Raw genomic sequence first — 15,877 nt, forward strand, 5'->3', positions numbered from 1 at the left:
TTCTAGGTTCTGTGTGATCAGTTTAACTTACAATATGATCGATCAATCTTTGTGTCCTTTGTGTCTTTGTGGTTCGTTCCACTCACTCGCCAGCAGTACTGTATCCTAGAATACATTTTACCCACCAAACCTGGGAGAGCCAATGATACAACACCCGAATCCGAACCCGAACTAGAATAGACCTCGACCTAATATAATTAAAAGCCTATAAACTCCTAACTAGGGTAATAATTTCTCTGGGTGTCATTTTTAGTCCCAAAAATATTCCCCCCGGCAGAACCGAGGGGAAAATGGCAAAAAAACCTCTAGATTAGCAGTTTAAGGCTAAGTCTTGGGATTCTTTTTTCAAGAGATTAACCAGGGTTTCGTCACCATTGTCTTCAGCGATTTGTAAACGAAGTTCCAAACGACGACGAATATTGTTCAGATGGATGCTAGAAAGAGTTTCCTCTTGGACGACAATAGGGGGTTTGACAACGGGTAACGGACAAGTGTTCGGGATGACTTGCCCAGCAAGATGAGGACGGGTACTGTAGGCAACTCCGCGATACTGACGATGCAGTTTCGGTTCTAATTGGAGCATATGGCGAGGATAATGGTGATTCCAGTCTTGACCTCGGTATTTACCCCCGATATCTCCAGTCTTCATCTCCAAGGGGAGAGAATCCCTTTCGTACTTAACTCCTCGATAAACTAACGTCATATCACCGACTCCCTGCAATGCTTTAAAGTGACTTTAATCCCTCTTGTCGTCCCTATATAGGGACAACAAATGAAAAGATTTTATTTCTTATTCTGTATCTATTTTTACATTTTGCCCAGGAAATTGAAAAAACTTTATAAAAATTTAATATTTTCTAGCTGGCCATAGTATCCTTTTCCGGCTGGGTTTGGTCGCCTGCCAAACTAGCCTCTAGGGGTTTGAGGATTAATTTGGGTTGTTCGTCCTCATCGATGAGACGAATTTGAATTTGCGGGCCGGAGGCGGCTAAACGAACCACCATACCATCGACGACGGCGGTTTTCTCGATCAGTTTGCCATTGAGAAACGTCCCATTTGCCCCTAAATTTTCCAATTCCCAATCATTGCGATCATTACGGCGGATTTCTAAGTGCCGCCTCGAAACCACAGCACTATAGAGAACTACATGACTATCCAGCGCCCTGCCGATGAGAATGGTTGATTGATCATTGTCAAATTGCCAATGCTGTAGGGACGTGGCTTGACTGGGGTGTAAAAGAGTTAAAGTGATCACGGTGACTGTTGGCGGCACGATAGGGGCGGTGGACAGGATAAATCTTATTTGCTGTCAAGATTCGTCCTGGCCATTAAGTCTTCAGTCCTAGCAATGAATATCTCTAGTTAATTGACTCAGCCCTTTATTCCTATTGTCTCATACTTTCCCATTCCCTCGGAACCGACCTTGCCCAGAAAATCTAGCCAGTTCGCCCTAGTATTAATAAAACCGATGGGGGATGATTTCCAGATTTTGACCAAATCTTAACCTCTTCAGGGATAAGATAGTGCTTGTGTCCCCTAAACATCCATCTATGAGCGGCTTTATCATCAAAATAATCTTGATATCGGCTTTGATTTCCCTGGGAATTAAATATCTTGCCCCTTTATTATCGATCGCTCCTGGTCCTCTTAACACTTTAATTCTGGTTTTTACCCCTTTCCTGCTCACGGTTTTTGCCCTCTGGAGACGGACCATAACTGATTAGGAATTTTTCTCCTTACTCATCATGACTTTTGGCAGCAGCCTCGGTTTAGTCCTGTTAGTCTTTTGTCTGCTGATTCTCTGGCAGATTCGACAGATTCTCTTATTATTATTGATGGCGATTCTTCTGGCGCAGATTTTAAATTTGGCTGTGACTTGGTGGCAGCGTCATCACCTCAAGCGTTCCCATGCCCTAATTATCACCCTTTTAAGCTTCTTTATTGGTATTATCGGTATTTTTGTGGGGATTATACCCGCTTTAGTCCAACAATTTCGCCAATTATTTAGTTTACTGCCCCAAGCGGTAGAAAGACTCTGGGGACAAGTCCATAGTCTTGAGGATTATCTCGATCCTAGTCTGGCCAGTGTCTTCCCGGATTTTAAAACGCTGCTGGCTCAATTACAACCCCTGATTAACCAAATTGCTGGGCGGGGTTTAAGCATTTTTTACGGTACTTTCGGCATTATCCTCAGCTTACTGCTAATTGTTGCCCTGAGCTTGATGATTCTCGCCGATCCTGCCGCTTATCACCGTTGTTTTCTGCGTTTATTTCCCGCTTTCTACCGTCCTAGGGTACGATCGATCCTAGAACATTGCGATCGAGATTTAAAAGCTTGGCTAAAAGGGATTTTCTGTCATATGTTGATTATGACCTTGGGCAGTTGTCTAGGTCTATCCCTGATCGGCATTCCCCTCGCTTTTTCCCAATCTATTCTGGCGGGATTTCTCACCTTTATCCCCAACCTTGGGCCGGTTTTAAGCACGATTTTACCCTTTTCTATCGCCCTTCTGGAAGCTCCTTGGCAACCCTGGGCGGTTTTACTACTCTACAGCAGTATTTATCTGTTAATTCAATATTTCGACCGTCATTCACCGCTGCCCATTTTAACAGTGCGGTCGCTCAAGCTCTTACCCGCTTTTACCCTGTTGGCCCAGTTGTTTTTTGCCTCGATTTTTGGCTTTTTAGGGCTATTTCTGGCGGTTCCCCTGACGCTTATCGGTCGTATTTGGCTAAAGGAAGCTTTGATCAAGGATATTCTCGACCATTGGCGGCTTAGGGATAAAAAATACTAAACTGGGGATCTAGGATTCGAACCTAGGAAATGGCGGGACCAAAACCCGCTGCCTTACCGCTTGGCTAATCCCCATTGCACAGACCTTTTTAATATTAGCATTTATCTCCCGGGTTTTGTCAAGAAGTTGATAAAAATTTTTTACTTAGGGTTTGCGGCAAAAAGTTTTTCGTGGGGGCAGGGTGTGGGGTTTGGGGTAGGGTTGATTCATGAATCAACCCTACTATGAATCAACCCTAGGGTTTGGGGATTAAGGAGAAAAATCTATGGATAATAGCCCACAAAACTGGTACATTGTCCGGGAAAATACCGGAATTTGTCAGATTATAGCCCTAGAAAAGGGAAAACCCCCAGTCAATGGTCAATACTGGGGTCCTTTTGCCGAACGGGGAGAAGCGATCGCCCGTCGGGTGGGTTTAATTCGAGCGGGCAAATGTCAACCTATTGTTTAGCGGTATTGGTGGGTTTTTTCTTGGCGTCTGCGATTTCTTGCTCGAGGATTTCAAAAGCCTTCTTGAATTGCGGATCTTGGAAGGTTCCCACCTGATCCCGCTCCTGTTGAAGATTTTTGCGATCTTCCTCGCTTAGTTCCGACTCCACATCGGGATGAATACCATCTTTATTGATGTCCCGTCCGTCGGGGGTGAGATACTTGGCAATCGTCACCGCTAATCCGGAACCGTCACTGAGACTGCGTACCGATTGCACTAATCCCTTACCAAAGGTTTTCGTACCGACAATAACCGCCCGATCATGATCCTGTAAAGCTCCGGAGAGAATTTCACTGGCGCTGGCGGAACCCCCATCGACGAGGACAACCAGAGGTTTATTAGTCAAAGCTTGATTGTTGGCCCGTTGACGTTCCGTCACCCCTTTGCGATCGACCGTAGAGACGATTAAACCATCGGGTATCCACATCCGAGCGATTTCGATGCTGGCGTAGAGTAAACCGCCGGGGTTAGAACGCAGATCGAGAATATAACCCTTCACCTCTTCGGCTTCTAATTCGCGAATCGCTTGACTCATATCCCCACTAGCCTGGGCGCTAAATTGATTGAGACGGACATAACCGATTTTACCGATCGGGGTGTTTTCCGTGCGGGCCCGGACTGGGTGAATTTCAATTTTGGCCCGGGTAAGAGTCAATTCTTTTTTCTCCTCACCCCGTTGAATCGTGATCTTAACACTTGTCCCCACTTTGCCGCGGATCATGCTCACCGCTTGCTCCAGTTCCATACCTTGGGTAGATTTACCATCGATAGCGATAATCACATCTTTGGGCAGCACACCGGCTTTAGAAGCAGGTGTATCCTCAATGGGTGAAACCACGACTAACTGCTTAGTTTTCTCATCTTTGGTCAGTTGAATCCCTACCCCAGTCAATTCTCCCGATGTATCGATCTTCATATTGTTAAACTCTTTGGGATCCATAAAACGGGTATAGGGATCATTGAGAGTTTTCAACATCTCGCGGATAGCGGTGTATGCTTCCTCTTGATTTTTGTAGGAACGATTTAAATACTCACTGCGGATGGCGTTCCAGTCCGATTGATTAAAAGTGCCATCTAAATAAGTGCGGTTGATGATCTGCCAAACCTCATCAACGGTTTCCTTGGGACTTTCCTGAAAAAAAGCTTGACTTTGGGAGAGACGGAATCCCGCCCCCGTGACGGCGACGGTAGACAGGACCACTGCTGTAGCACCGAGAACAAGTCCGCGTTTGTTGATAACCATAGGTAATTTTCAGATAAATTAGGCTGTTCTTGCCGGAACGCTCTTTCGGGCTGACCGTCGAAATATCTTGGCAAAAAGGAGCGTTTAGGTTTCTTGGAGACAGACAAAAGAACGCCTGTAGACTAATACTGTTATAACATTGATTATCTCTTTCTTTGTCAAACTGATTACTTGAGTGGCGATCGAGTTGCCAGCGGCCCACCTCGCGACCTAAGATAACAGCAAAACTGCCCGAGATTTTCCCCATGAGCGATCAAATCCTTTCTTCCCTCTCCCTGGAACAAAAACGACAAAACCTGCGCCACCAAAGGCGATCAAAGGTGTGGCAAGCCCTAGGTCGCTTTCTGGTGGTTAGTGGTTTAGCGGCGGGATTAGCTTGGGGGATGACTTCGCCCTATTGGACAATTAGCAAGGCCGGACAGGTGGAAATCGAAGGCACGGAATTAATGTCGCCCCAGTCGATTCGCGCTTGGCTGAAATTAAGCTATCCCCTGTCTCTCTGGGAATTACCCACCCATCAATTGCGAGCAAAACTAGCGGCTATTCCCGCTATTGCCGACGTTAAGATCGAGCGGCAATTATTACCCCCGAAAGTGATTGTTTCCATTCAAGAAAGAAAACCTGTTGCCCGTTGGCGTTCCCATCAACAGCAAGGCTTTTTAGATGCCTCGGGAACGATAATTCCTCAAAACTATTATGGTCGAACTCTACCCAAAAGCCAATTACCTAGCCTAGAAGTGCTTGGTTACGACCGACAATATCAACAACAGTGGCAGAAAATTTATCCTTTAATTGACAACTTATCGATTAAAGTTACCGCCATCGATTGGCGCAATCCTAGTAATCTTGTACTAAAAACTGAACTGGGGCAGGTCTATTTAGGTTTTTATAAGGATAGATTGCCCGAAAAGTTAACCGCTCTCGTACAATCGCGGCCATTGTCATCCAAGATACCCCTAGCGCGAATTCTCTACATTGACCTGAGCAATCCCGATGCTCCCACCGTACAATTAAAACCGCAGCCAGCCCCTCTCGTTGCCAAAGTAACGGCAACTGGTCGAGATTAACTGGAATTGATCAGCAAAAAACCGCAATTATTCCCTTTAGGTATTGGCAAAAACCACAAATTATGATTTTCTGAAAAAGAAACTGATACTGTAGATACTGGAACAGACATAATATTAGTGATAGTGTTAACGGTGCATCTCTGATTCATCAAACCAATAACAGAATCTTGTACTAAGAGTGTTCCAATTCCAATGACATCGATTAATGAAATTGTTTCCATCTATCCCAATCTGAACAGTAACGATTATGCCAGTTCAGCTATGAGCGAAGATAATCATTACTCTCAGAATAATGCTGGAGTATTATTTACTCGTCCCCATGAATCACAGATGACACCCCGAGAAGAAAGTCGTAGCAATCGCATCGTGCCAAGCAATGTCGCCAAGATCAAGGTGATCGGGGTCGGCGGTGGGGGCTGTAACGCCGTTAACCGCATGATCGCCAGTGGCGTGACCGGAATCGAATTTTGGGCAATTAACACCGACGCGCAAGCCCTAGCCCATTCCTCCGCCCCCCAGAGGTTACAAATCGGGACAAAATTAACCCGCGGCCTAGGGGCGGGCGGCAATCCGGCCATCGGACAGAAAGCGGCGGAAGAATCCCGGGATGAAATCGCCCAGGCATTGGAAGGAACCGATCTAGTCTTTATTACCGCCGGCATGGGCGGCGGCACGGGAACGGGGGCCGCTCCAATTGTGGCCGAAATTGCCAAAGAAATCGGCTGTTTGACCGTGGGAGTTGTCACTCGTCCCTTTACCTTCGAGGGTCGTCGTCGCACTAATCAGGCCGATGAAGGGGTGGGCGGTTTACAAAGTCGGGTCGATACCCTGATTATTATCCCCAATAACCAGTTATTACAGGTAATACCCGCCGAAACTCCCCTACAGGAGGCTTTTCGGGTCGCCGATGATGTGCTGCGCCAAGGGGTACAGGGCATCTCGGATATTATCACTATCCCGGGTCTGGTAAATGTGGATTTCGCCGATGTGCGGGCAGTGATGGCCGATGCAGGCTCGGCCCTAATGGGCATCGGCATCGGTTCCGGAAAATCTCGGGCTAAGGAAGGAGCGATCGCTGCTATTTCCTCGCCGTTACTGGAATCCTCGATCGAAGGGGCGAAAGGTGTGGTCTTTAACATCACCGGTGGTCAAGATCTAACCTTACACGAAGTCAATGCCGCCGCGGAAATTATCTATGAAGTGGTGGATCCCAACGCTAATATCATCTTTGGGGCAGTAATTGACGAGAAAATGCAGGGAGAAGTCAGAATTACCGTCATTGCCACCGGTTTTTCCGGCGAATCCCCCTCTCGTCCCACCACTAACAAGGTGGTGATCAATACCCCCGCACCAAGTCCTGTCCCGACTCCCGAACCACCAAAACCGGCGGGATTAGATATCCCCGAATTCTTGCAACGTCGTCGTCCTTTTGATCGCTAACCTCCTATGACTGCCATTGCTCTCACCATCGCCGGTTCCGATAGTGGTGGCGGCGCGGGAATTCAAGCGGATTTGAAAACCTTCGCCTTCCACCGAGTTCACGGCACCAGCGCCCTTACCTGCATTACCGCCCAAAATACCCTGGGAGTCGAGCGCGTCGAGTCCCTAAGTCCAGAAATGGTCAGGGCCCAAATCGATGCCGTGGTCGGGGATCTGGGTGTGCAAGCGGTGAAGACAGGAATGCTGTTCAGCAGCGAGATTATCGAAGTGGTGGCCGAGGCGATCGAGCGCTGGCGTTTAATCAGTTTAGTGGTGGATCCGGTTATGGTTTCGCGGGTAGGAGCCAAATTAATTGATGATCGGGCTATAGATAGTCTTTTTAATAGTTTAATTCCTCTGGCTTCGATTGTTACCCCCAATCGTTACGAAGCACAGCTTTTAAGTGGCATCGAGATCAATGATTTTGAGACGATGAAAGCGGCCGCCGAAATTATTTTCCAGAAGTCGGCCACACCGGTATTAGTGAAAGGGGGAGGCATGAAGGGCCGGCTGCGTGGGGTTGATATCTACTTTGATGGACAGGAATGGGAAACTTTTCAGACCAGAAGCGTCGAAACCAATAACACTCACGGGACTGGTTGTACCCTATCGGCAGCGATCGCAGCCAACCTCGCTTTGGGGGATGACCTGAAAATAGCGGTGAAAAAAGCCAAGGATTACGTTACTAACGCCCTTGAGCATTCCCTCGCCATCGGTAGCGGAACCGGTCCTGTGGGGCATTTTTACCGCTTAAAAGCCCTAAATTAGTCGATTCATGACCACTACGCCCCGTATTTACCCCCAAGTACCCCAGAGTTGCACCGGTCGCCCCTCGGTTCCCCTCTCGGTCTATCGGGAATTAGTCAAAGAATTGCAGGCCACCCAGGCACGGGTGGAATTTCTAGAAGCACAAAACCAGCAACTTGTCAAGAGTAATCGGCAATTACGTCAGGAAATCGAGACAGTAGTTGATCAGGGAAGACGATTAGAAAAAGTGGTAAAGAGTTTTGAGAGGAATCCCGTCGAGGAACCCTCCTTCGTCATCCCGGTTCCTCCCCGTTTGGTTACACCCCCCTCTTCTTCGCTGCGGGTTAAGGAAGAAATCCCGGTCACTCGTCCCATCACCGTTACTGCTTCAAAACAGCCATTTTCTAAAAATAGTTGGTTATTGGTCGGGTCAATTATTGTCGTGGTTCTTACCTCCGGTTTAGGGGCTTTTTGGCTTATTTCTGCCTCTAGAAACCCGGGTTCGACCGACTGATTGACTACCACCTCGGCATTTTAAGCTTAATTTCTTGCCCTTAGTCGGTTTTAACAGTCAGGGAAGTGGCTCTTCTGGGTTCTGTGTGATAAGTTTAACTTACAATATGATCGATCAATCTTTGTGTCCTTTGTGTCTTTGTGGTTCGTTCCACCCCCTCGCTAGAAGGAATGTATCTTAGAATACATTTTACCCACCAAATCCAAGAGAGCCTGGAAGTTACCCCCCTGACAATTCTCTTAAACTCGGTTTCAGTTCCCATCTGTTGCCCCTAGGCTTTCTGTTCCTGTTTAGATTTATGTAGGGGATCCATATAAATCTCTAAGCGCTTAAATACCACGGAGGAAAGGGTAGTTAAAACCAAATAAACTAAAGCAACAGCGATATAAATCTCGAAAGCTTTATAGGTAGTGGCTACCATTAACTGACCTTGCCGGAATAATTCTTCAAAACCGATTACTGCCGCTAAACTGGTATCTTTAATTAGGGTGATAAATTCATTCCCCAAGGGGGGCAACATCCGGCGAAAAGCTTGGGGAAAAATCACCTCGCGCATGGTTTGCACTGGGGACATTCCTAGACTAGAACAAGCTTCCCATTGACCGTTATCGATCGATTGAATACCGCCGCGCATAATTTCAGCTAAATAGGCCGCTACATTTAAACTTAGGGCAAATAGGGCCGCCGGTAAACGATCTAAGTCGATATTTAAGCCAATTTCTCGGAACAACCCTGGCAAACCAAAATAGATCAAGAATAATTGCACCAGCATCGGTGTTCCCCGAAAGAAATCCACATAGATGCGGCAAATTATTTTTAACCATTTGTAGGGAGAAATCAGGGCAATGGCCACTAAAGTTCCGCCGATTAACCCGAACAGAAAAGACAGAACCGTTAACAGAATTGTCCAGGGAACCCCTTTAAAAATCAGGTTATAGAATAATTCTCCCCAGTTAAAACTCGATTCCTGTAAATTCTTTAAAGCTGGGGCAACTAAGGGTAATTCTGGCGGTTTTTCTCCAAACCATTGCCGAAAAATAGCATCGTACCGACCACTTTCTATGACTCGACCGAGAGCATCATTAATTAACTGGAGATAGGGGGAATTTTGGGGTAAAGCAATCCCGTAGAATTCCTCTGTTAATAATTCTCCGACTACTTTTACTCCCCTTAAACCCGCTTGTTTAATTGCATACAAAGTCACGGGTTTATCGTTAACTACCGCCTCAACTCGACCATTAATTAATTCCTGCAAAGCTAAGGCCGCCGAGTCAAATTGACTAACTGTTGCCCCCGGTATTTTTGTCGCTTCTAAGGCTCCCGTTGTGCCAATTTGGACGGCAATTCTTTTGCCTTTTAAGTCTTCAAAATTTTTAATCGTCTTATTATCTTCCCGAACAGCGATCGCTAAACCAGCCCTAAAATAAGGTCGAGAAAAAGAAATCGCTTGGGCCCGTTCGGCGGTGATGGTCATGCCACTAATAGCGGCTTCCACTGTTCTCGCTTGTAGAGCCGGAATAATGCCATCAAAGGGTAAATTTCTAAAGTCAATGTTGAGATCGGCTTCCTCTCCAATCGCTCGCATTAAATCGATATCAAATCCGGTTAATTGTCCCCCTTGTTGAAATTCAAAGGGTGGAAAAGTTGCTTCTGTGGCGACTCGAAAAGGATTAGGAGGAGTCTGGGAAAAAGCGGGAATAACACTTAATCCGAGCGCCAAGACTAATCCTAACAAGGCAAAGATAACTCTCTGTACCGCCCGCCCTCGCCAAAATTTAATCATTTTTTAATTTTTTCTCCTTGATTTTTTTACTCAATTAAGTTATGGATTTCGTCCTACTTGCCACCTAAGACAGATGTAGAGAGACTATTTGAGTATTATGATTATTCCTCTTGATAAAATGTCGTCAAGGATACAATCTAGCAGAAACTAATCTGGATACTTTTATACAGAATGTAAAATTTTTTACGAGAGGACATCATGACCACTACCCCCCCTGTGATTGTTAGTGAAGGTTTACGCAAAAGTTACGGCTCTTTAGAGGTACTTAAAGGAGTTACAGGCACTCTTTATCAAGGGGACGTGGTATCGGTAATCGGTCCCTCTGGCTGCGGCAAAAGTACCTTTTTACGCTGTCTCAATCGTTTGGAAACAATTAACGGCGGCCGCTTGGAGGTGATGGGAATTGACATCTCTTCCCCGAAGTTAAATCAATCAGTCCTCCGCAAGTTACGCAGCCGGGTAAGTATGGTGTTTCAACACTTTAATCTTTTTCCCCATCTCACCGTTTTGCAAAACTTGATGTTAGCGCCCAAGCAAGTGTTACACCATCCGGAAAATGAGGCTAAGGATACGGCTATTCATTATCTGGAAAAGGTGGGATTAGCACCAAAAGCCGATGTTTATCCCGACCAATTATCGGGAGGACAAAAACAACGGGTGGCGATCGCTCGCAGTCTCTGCATGAAACCAGAGGTGATTTTATTTGATGAACCCACTTCGGCCCTGGATCCGGAATTAGTCGGGGAAGTGTTAAACGTTATGCGTCAATTGGCCAATGACGGTATGACTATGGTAGTCGTCACCCACGAAATGCAGTTCGCTAAGGAAGTCTCTAACAAGGTTTTGTTCTTTAATCAAGGTGTCATCGAAGAAGCAGGCGATCCCGACACTTTCTTTAATAATCCCCACAGCGAGCGCTTACAAGCCTTTTTAAGTCGTATCAATAGTAATTAGGGTTTGCTCAATTCAGGAGACAGGAGACAGGTTTTAGGTGTTGGGGGTTGGGGTTTTAGGGTTTTAGGGTTTTAGGGTTTTGGGGTTTTAGTTCAATTTCCCCACTTCCCCACCCCCCCACCTCCCCACCTCCCCACTTCATAATTCATAATTCATAATTCATAATTCCCCCTCCCCACTTCATAATTCATAATTCATAATTCATAATTCCCCCTCCCCACTTCCCCATCAATTGTAAAGAAATATTACAATTATGCTGTTATAACAGCTTACCGTCTTGACAGGAGGGAAAGACAGTGGTTATAGTAAGGACACATACCCGGGTAAACCAATTTAGTGATATGCAAGACAAGCAAAAAGTCACACTGTACCTTCCCCCTGGAGTCCATCGTCAACTAAAAATAAGAGCCGCAATCGATGAAGAGTCGATGTCAGGGCTGGTGGAGAAAGCGATCGCTTTTTACCTGAAATACCCCGAAAAGGTAGAAGAAATCGAAGCCGCCGCCTATGGCAAAACCTATCAGGTTCATGTCTGTCCCGAGTGTGATGCCGCGTTAGTAATGAAAGAAGATCGGCTAAGGTCGATCAAACGCCAGCCCGCAATAGTGGGCGACGAGTTCCCGCTCGAAGTTCCCGAACCCGTTGGCGCTCAAGGAACCGCCGAAGGAGAAGCGGCCTTAGTTCCCTGCTAAACTCTCAGTAGCCGAACAAGGCATCCACAGCCATCAGCCGCCCAAGGTCAAAACCGTTACCACAAATAGGGTCGATGTTATGAAAGAAGAGCTAGGAATTCTCGTCAAGGCTCAGTATCCCCTGATTTACCTCGTCACCTCCGAGGAGGAAAGGGCGGAAGAAGCCATCAGCAAAATAGCCCAACTAAATACACAACATCGACGGGTGTTTGTCTGGACTGTTACCCACGGCATGATCGAACTGGGTCAACCGCGCCAAACCAGTCAACATAATACCGTGTCGCCAGAAGCGGCGATCGAATGGGTAGTGCGTCAACGGGAAGCGGGCATCTACATCTTCAAAGACCTGCATCCGTTCATCACTTCCGCTCCGGTCAATCGCTGGTTAAGAGATGCGATCGCCAGCTTTAAAGGAACCGAAAAAATCATTATTTTAATGTCTCCCCTGCAAGAAGTCCCCATAGAACTAGAGAAAGACGTAGTAGTTATAGATTTTCCCCTGCCGGACATGGGAGAGTTAGATACAGTTCTCTCGCAACACCTAGGCAAAAATCAAAATCGTCGTACCACCACAGAGGTCCGGGAAAAACTCCTGAAAGCGGCCTTAGGCTTAACCAAAGATGAAGCCGAAAAAGTTTACCGCAAAGCCTATGTAAAAGCGAACAAACTCACGGAAGACGAGGTAGAAATCGTCCTTTCCGAGAAAAAACAACTGATTCGCCGCAACGGAATTTTAGAATACGTTGAAGAAGACGAGACCATCAATGCCGTCGGCGGTCTGGAAGAATTAAAAAGATGGTTAAAACAGCGCTCAAATGCCTTTACAGAAAGAGCCAGAGGTTACGGACTCCCCCAACCGAAAGGAATGCTAATTTTAGGAGTACCGGGCTGTGGTAAGTCCTTAATCGCTAAAACCACCTCGCGCCTCTGGGGTTTACCGCTCCTGCGCTTAGATATGGGACGGGTTTACGATGGTTCCATGGTGGGACGGTCCGAGGCTAACCTGCGTAATGCCTTAAAAACTGCCGAATCCATCTCTCCGGCCATTCTTTTCATCGATGAATTAGATAAAGCTTTTGCCGGTGGCACGGGATCCGCCGATTCCGATGGGGGAACCTCTAGCCGCATCTTCGGCTCCTTCCTGACTTGGATGCAGGAAAAAACCTCGCCCGTCTTCGTCATGGCCACAGCTAACCGGATTGAACGGCTACCGGGGGAATTTCTCCGCAAGGGGCGCTTCGATGAAATCTTCTTTGTCGATTTGCCCAATTCCGAAGAAAGACAAGATATCTTTAATATTCACCTGACTAAACGACGCTCCGACATTTCTCGCTTCGATTTGGAGCAGTTAGCCAAGGTATCCGATGGGTTTTCCGGTGCGGAAATAGAACAGGCGCTGATTGCCGCCATGTATGAGGCCTTCGCCCAAGATCGCGAATTCACGCAATTGGACATTATTGCGGCGATTAAGGCGACTCTGCCCCTATCTCGCACCATGACCGAACAGGTAACTGCCCTGCGTGATTGGGCCAGACAACGCGCCCGACCTGCTTCGGCCTCCGTCGCTGAGTACCAGCGATTGGAGTTCTAACAGACTTTCGCCCGCTCCCAACGGGATGAAAGGCTAGTTCTCAGGGACTAGCAATGCCTCGAAAAGCCGCTTGGCGGCACTCTTTAACTCTCAATCTGTTGTTGTTAATTCTTAATCTACAAAGAGGAAATTCCAATGTCTCATTTTAGCACTCTCCGGACCAAAATCACCGATGCCGAAATCCTCAAAGCTTCTCTCCGCGACCTCGGTATTAGCGTGAAAACCGAAGCTGATGTTCGTGGTTACAACGGTCAACGGGTTCGCTCTGACATCGTTGCTGTTCTCGATGGCGAATATGATCTCGGTTGGTCCCGCAATACCGACGGCAGTTTCGATTTAATCGCTGACCTCTGGGGTGTAGCCAAAAAACACAATCAAACCGAATTGATCAACTCGATCAACCAAAAATACGCTGTGAACAAAACCCTATCCGAAGTGAAACAGCGCGGTCTGCAAAACGCTAACGTTAAGCTAGTCGTTCAAAGCTAAGATTTACAGCGCGTTCCCAAGCCTAGGGGTTGACCAGTTCGGTTAACCCTTTTTTCTGTCTGTGGGGTATGTTAAGAATAGTAAAATTAACTTGACAAAAATGCTCCGACCCGAAGAAAGAACTAAACTCGATCCGACCAAAGACAGCGATTTTTATGCTTTTCCCCGCTTCGTCACCCACGTGGATGAGGGTTTTATCGATCAATTAACCGCTCTCTACCGAGAGATATTATCGCCGAATACACGCATTTTAGACCTGATGAGCAGCTGGGTGTCCCATTTACCGGAGGAGATGGAATTTGAGCATATCGAAGGTCACGGGATGAATGGGGAGGAGTTAGCCAAAAATCCCCGCTTGCATAGTTATTTTGTCCAAGACCTCAATGCACAGCCAAAATTGCCCCTAGGGGATAGTTCTTTTGATGCGGTGTTAATCACGGTGTCGGTGCAGTATTTGCAGTATCCAGAGGCGATTTTTGCGGAACTGTATCGCATTTTAAAGCCTAATGGTCTGGTGGTGGTTAGTTTTTCCAATCGGATGTTTTACCAAAAAGCGATCGCTGCTTGGCGCGATAATAGCGATTTAGGCCGGGTAGCGTTAGTGAAATCCTATTTTAAATCGGTGGCGGGATTTAGGGAAGTACAGGCGATCGTTCGTCCTGCTACTACCCCCAGTTTCCTACAAATGTTAGGAATTATGGTTGCTGATCCCTTCTATGCAGTGATAGGAAAAAAAGAATCCTCTCTAGGATTATAATCACCGTTAACAATCAGAGGGTGTAGGTCTAACGTTGCCCATCACCCGCCGCCAATGACTTGGGATGATTTAGATAACTTTAGCATAAGGTCGGGTGCAGTGATTTGTTAGATCGCTTCTAATTCTTACCTAGAATCTTGTCATACTCGGAGTGCGATCCAACCCAGAACCAAACTATCTTTTCTTCCTCTGAATTCTTAATCCCTAATGCTCGCCATCCAATGCCGACTCTGACTGACCAGATTTTTTCTCTTGGTTTCACCTCTTTGAACTCTAGGCTGGGGTGAAATGGATTTTCTTTCCAAATCTGGTAATTTTTCTTGGCTGTTTCTTGTACCCTTTGCGGCAAACTTAGAAAAAGTTGACGAAACCTCTTGGTTCTGGATGACTTCATTCTTCCCCAAAGCCTTTATCTTCTGTTCTCCCCTCTTGTTCTTCTATCAGAGCTTCCTGTGCCATTGTTATTAAAGCTCCCAATTCCATATCTTCGTTAGAAAGGCTTTGCTGCCATTTTAATTCACTTTCAATATCTTCCAGCAATTGTTGAGCAAGTTCATCTTGAAGATGCTCTGGCAGTTTCTGGATTTCTGTGAATGCTTTTTGCAATAGAGTAGTCATGTTTTGTTCATGTTTTACGGGTATTGAACTATTTTACTACTTTTTCTACTCTTGCAATCTAACGGTTTAAGTTTGTCTAAGTAGGTGGGTGGAATTAAATATAAAATGAACGTAGGTTGGGTTGAAGCATGAAACCCAACGCCCGCATGGGTTACGCTACCGCTAACCCATCCTACAAATAATTGTGCCTACCTACTTATAGCTTTATTGTCAACGACTTTAGGGAATAACGGGCTTCAATAAAAGGCGTTGCTGAATCAAGGTATGAATGACAACCTTGCACCTATCCAAAAGTTAGTTTGGGTCTAGGTTTTAAAAATCCCACAAAAGAAGATTCATATCTCAAATCAGCAACGCCCAATAAAAGGGCTTCTGAGGGCTGCTCAAGCATTAATAAGCTGTTCGTAATTTAAATTGCTTGTTGAGACGAGGCAAGAGGCAACAGTAAAGGAATCGGAGGAGATTCGGCTAATCTAAGAATAAGCAGTTTAAATAGGGTTTGCTGAATAAATGTGAAATGTAGGCAAGGTAGGGGTTTTGTGGCTTTACGAGCGAAACAGGTGCAAGATTTTTGCGTCTTCATCCGCGTCCTGTAGGGGCGAAGCATTCGGGCAATAACCTATCGGTGAAACCGGAGATTTTCTATCCGAATGCTTC

At 46.3% G+C, this 15,877-nt stretch carries 18 protein-coding genes and 1 tRNA gene; 12 read left to right on the forward strand and 7 right to left on the reverse strand.

Going from position 1 to position 15,877, the window contains the following annotated elements; genetic code table 11:
* Positions 1-310: 310 nt before the first annotated feature.
* Together ACE1AQ_RS22485 and ACE1AQ_RS22490 are read right to left on the reverse strand one after the other, a co-directional pair.
* The gene (locus ACE1AQ_RS22485) at positions 311-703 is read right to left on the reverse strand and encodes a DUF4278 domain-containing protein (protein ID WP_008206762.1); all 393 of its coding nucleotides are present in this window, start codon (positions 701-703) and stop codon (positions 311-313) included.
* Between the two features lie 154 nt (positions 704-857).
* Positions 858-1,256 carry an FHA domain-containing protein gene (locus tag ACE1AQ_RS22490; RefSeq protein ID WP_039900640.1) on the reverse strand — a complete coding sequence of 133 codons (399 nt, stop codon included), beginning with the start codon at positions 1,254-1,256 and terminating at the stop codon, positions 858-860.
* Between the two features lie 295 nt (positions 1,257-1,551).
* Between ACE1AQ_RS22490 and ACE1AQ_RS22495 the strand changes: the two genes are divergently transcribed.
* Both ACE1AQ_RS22495 and ACE1AQ_RS22500 read left to right on the forward strand, forming a co-directional pair.
* Complete coding sequence (locus tag ACE1AQ_RS22495) at positions 1,552-1,725, forward strand: hypothetical protein (protein ID WP_199309408.1); 174 nt, start codon at positions 1,552-1,554, stop codon at positions 1,723-1,725.
* A 21-nt stretch (positions 1,726-1,746) separates the two neighbouring features.
* The gene (locus ACE1AQ_RS22500) at positions 1,747-2,796 is read left to right on the forward strand and encodes an AI-2E family transporter (RefSeq protein WP_110543851.1); all 1,050 of its coding nucleotides are present in this window, start codon (positions 1,747-1,749) and stop codon (positions 2,794-2,796) included.
* Between the two features lies 1 nt (position 2,797).
* On the opposite strand, the gene ACE1AQ_RS22505 is transcribed toward ACE1AQ_RS22500, so the two are convergent.
* Positions 2,798-2,870 (reverse strand) — tRNA-Gln (locus tag ACE1AQ_RS22505).
* A 191-nt stretch (positions 2,871-3,061) separates the two neighbouring features.
* On the opposite strand from ACE1AQ_RS22505, the gene ACE1AQ_RS22510 reads away from it, so the two are divergent.
* Complete coding sequence (locus ACE1AQ_RS22510; RefSeq protein WP_008206753.1) at positions 3,062-3,247, forward strand: hypothetical protein; 186 nt, start codon at positions 3,062-3,064, stop codon at positions 3,245-3,247.
* Here ACE1AQ_RS22510 and ctpC read toward each other — a convergent pair.
* Complete coding sequence (gene ctpC, locus ACE1AQ_RS22515) at positions 3,237-4,529, reverse strand: carboxyl-terminal processing protease CtpC (protein WP_008206751.1); 1,293 nt, start codon at positions 4,527-4,529, stop codon at positions 3,237-3,239. The genes ACE1AQ_RS22510 and ctpC overlap by 11 nt on opposite strands.
* 245 nt (positions 4,530-4,774) lie before the next feature.
* Here ctpC and ACE1AQ_RS22520 point away from each other — a divergent pair, with 245 nt between their 5' ends.
* The 4 genes from ACE1AQ_RS22520 (at position 4,775) to ACE1AQ_RS22535 (ending at position 8,336) form a co-directional block, all read left to right on the forward strand.
* Positions 4,775-5,596 (forward strand): cell division protein FtsQ/DivIB, encoded by an 822-nt coding sequence (locus tag ACE1AQ_RS22520; protein ID WP_106909110.1) that lies wholly within the window; start codon positions 4,775-4,777, stop codon positions 5,594-5,596.
* Between the two features lie 192 nt (positions 5,597-5,788).
* The gene (ftsZ, locus tag ACE1AQ_RS22525; RefSeq protein WP_106909111.1) at positions 5,789-7,036 is read left to right on the forward strand and encodes a cell division protein FtsZ; all 1,248 of its coding nucleotides are present in this window, start codon (positions 5,789-5,791) and stop codon (positions 7,034-7,036) included.
* A 6-nt stretch (positions 7,037-7,042) separates the two neighbouring features.
* Positions 7,043-7,843 (forward strand): bifunctional hydroxymethylpyrimidine kinase/phosphomethylpyrimidine kinase, encoded by an 801-nt coding sequence (gene thiD, locus ACE1AQ_RS22530; protein ID WP_106909112.1) that lies wholly within the window; start codon positions 7,043-7,045, stop codon positions 7,841-7,843.
* Positions 7,844-7,850: 7 nt separating this feature from the next.
* A complete protein-coding gene (locus tag ACE1AQ_RS22535) occupies positions 7,851-8,336 on the forward strand; it encodes a bZIP transcription factor (RefSeq protein ID WP_106909113.1) in 486 nt (161 codons plus the stop codon).
* Between the two features lie 271 nt (positions 8,337-8,607).
* Here the strand turns inward: ACE1AQ_RS22535 and ACE1AQ_RS22540 are convergent, their stop codons facing one another.
* On the reverse strand, positions 8,608-10,119 hold the full coding sequence (locus tag ACE1AQ_RS22540) for an ABC transporter permease subunit (RefSeq protein ID WP_110543849.1): 1,512 nt from the start codon (positions 10,117-10,119) through the stop codon (positions 8,608-8,610).
* 198 nt (positions 10,120-10,317) lie between these two features.
* On the opposite strand from ACE1AQ_RS22540, the gene ACE1AQ_RS22545 reads away from it, so the two are divergent.
* The 5 genes from ACE1AQ_RS22545 (at position 10,318) to ACE1AQ_RS22565 (ending at position 14,602) form a co-directional block, all read left to right on the forward strand.
* Positions 10,318-11,073, forward strand: coding sequence for an amino acid ABC transporter ATP-binding protein (locus ACE1AQ_RS22545; RefSeq protein WP_110543847.1), 756 nt, complete (start codon positions 10,318-10,320; stop codon positions 11,071-11,073).
* A gap of 341 nt (positions 11,074-11,414) precedes the next feature.
* On the forward strand, positions 11,415-11,765 hold the full coding sequence (locus ACE1AQ_RS22550; RefSeq protein ID WP_110543844.1) for a hypothetical protein: 351 nt from the start codon (positions 11,415-11,417) through the stop codon (positions 11,763-11,765).
* A gap of 79 nt (positions 11,766-11,844) precedes the next feature.
* Positions 11,845-13,356, forward strand: a complete 1,512-nt coding sequence (locus ACE1AQ_RS22555; protein WP_110543842.1) for an AAA family ATPase — start codon at positions 11,845-11,847, stop codon at positions 13,354-13,356.
* Positions 13,357-13,491: 135 nt separating this feature from the next.
* A complete protein-coding gene (locus ACE1AQ_RS22560) occupies positions 13,492-13,845 on the forward strand; it encodes a DUF1257 domain-containing protein (RefSeq protein ID WP_002731874.1) in 354 nt (117 codons plus the stop codon).
* Between the two features lie 100 nt (positions 13,846-13,945).
* Positions 13,946-14,602, forward strand: coding sequence for a class I SAM-dependent methyltransferase (locus ACE1AQ_RS22565; RefSeq protein WP_110543840.1), 657 nt, complete (start codon positions 13,946-13,948; stop codon positions 14,600-14,602).
* 118 nt (positions 14,603-14,720) lie between these two features.
* Here the strand turns inward: ACE1AQ_RS22565 and ACE1AQ_RS22570 are convergent, their stop codons facing one another.
* Both ACE1AQ_RS22570 and ACE1AQ_RS22575 read right to left on the reverse strand, forming a co-directional pair.
* Positions 14,721-14,996, reverse strand: coding sequence for a hypothetical protein (locus ACE1AQ_RS22570; RefSeq protein ID WP_012265764.1), 276 nt, complete (start codon positions 14,994-14,996; stop codon positions 14,721-14,723).
* A complete protein-coding gene (locus tag ACE1AQ_RS22575; RefSeq protein WP_110543837.1) occupies positions 14,993-15,220 on the reverse strand; it encodes a hypothetical protein in 228 nt (75 codons plus the stop codon). Before ACE1AQ_RS22575 ends, ACE1AQ_RS22570 begins: the two co-directional genes overlap by 4 nt.
* Positions 15,221-15,877: the final 657 nt, after the last annotated feature.

Source organism: Microcystis sp. BLCC-F209, assembly GCF_041928595.1.
GTDB lineage: Bacteria > Cyanobacteriota > Cyanobacteriia > Cyanobacteriales > Microcystaceae > Microcystis.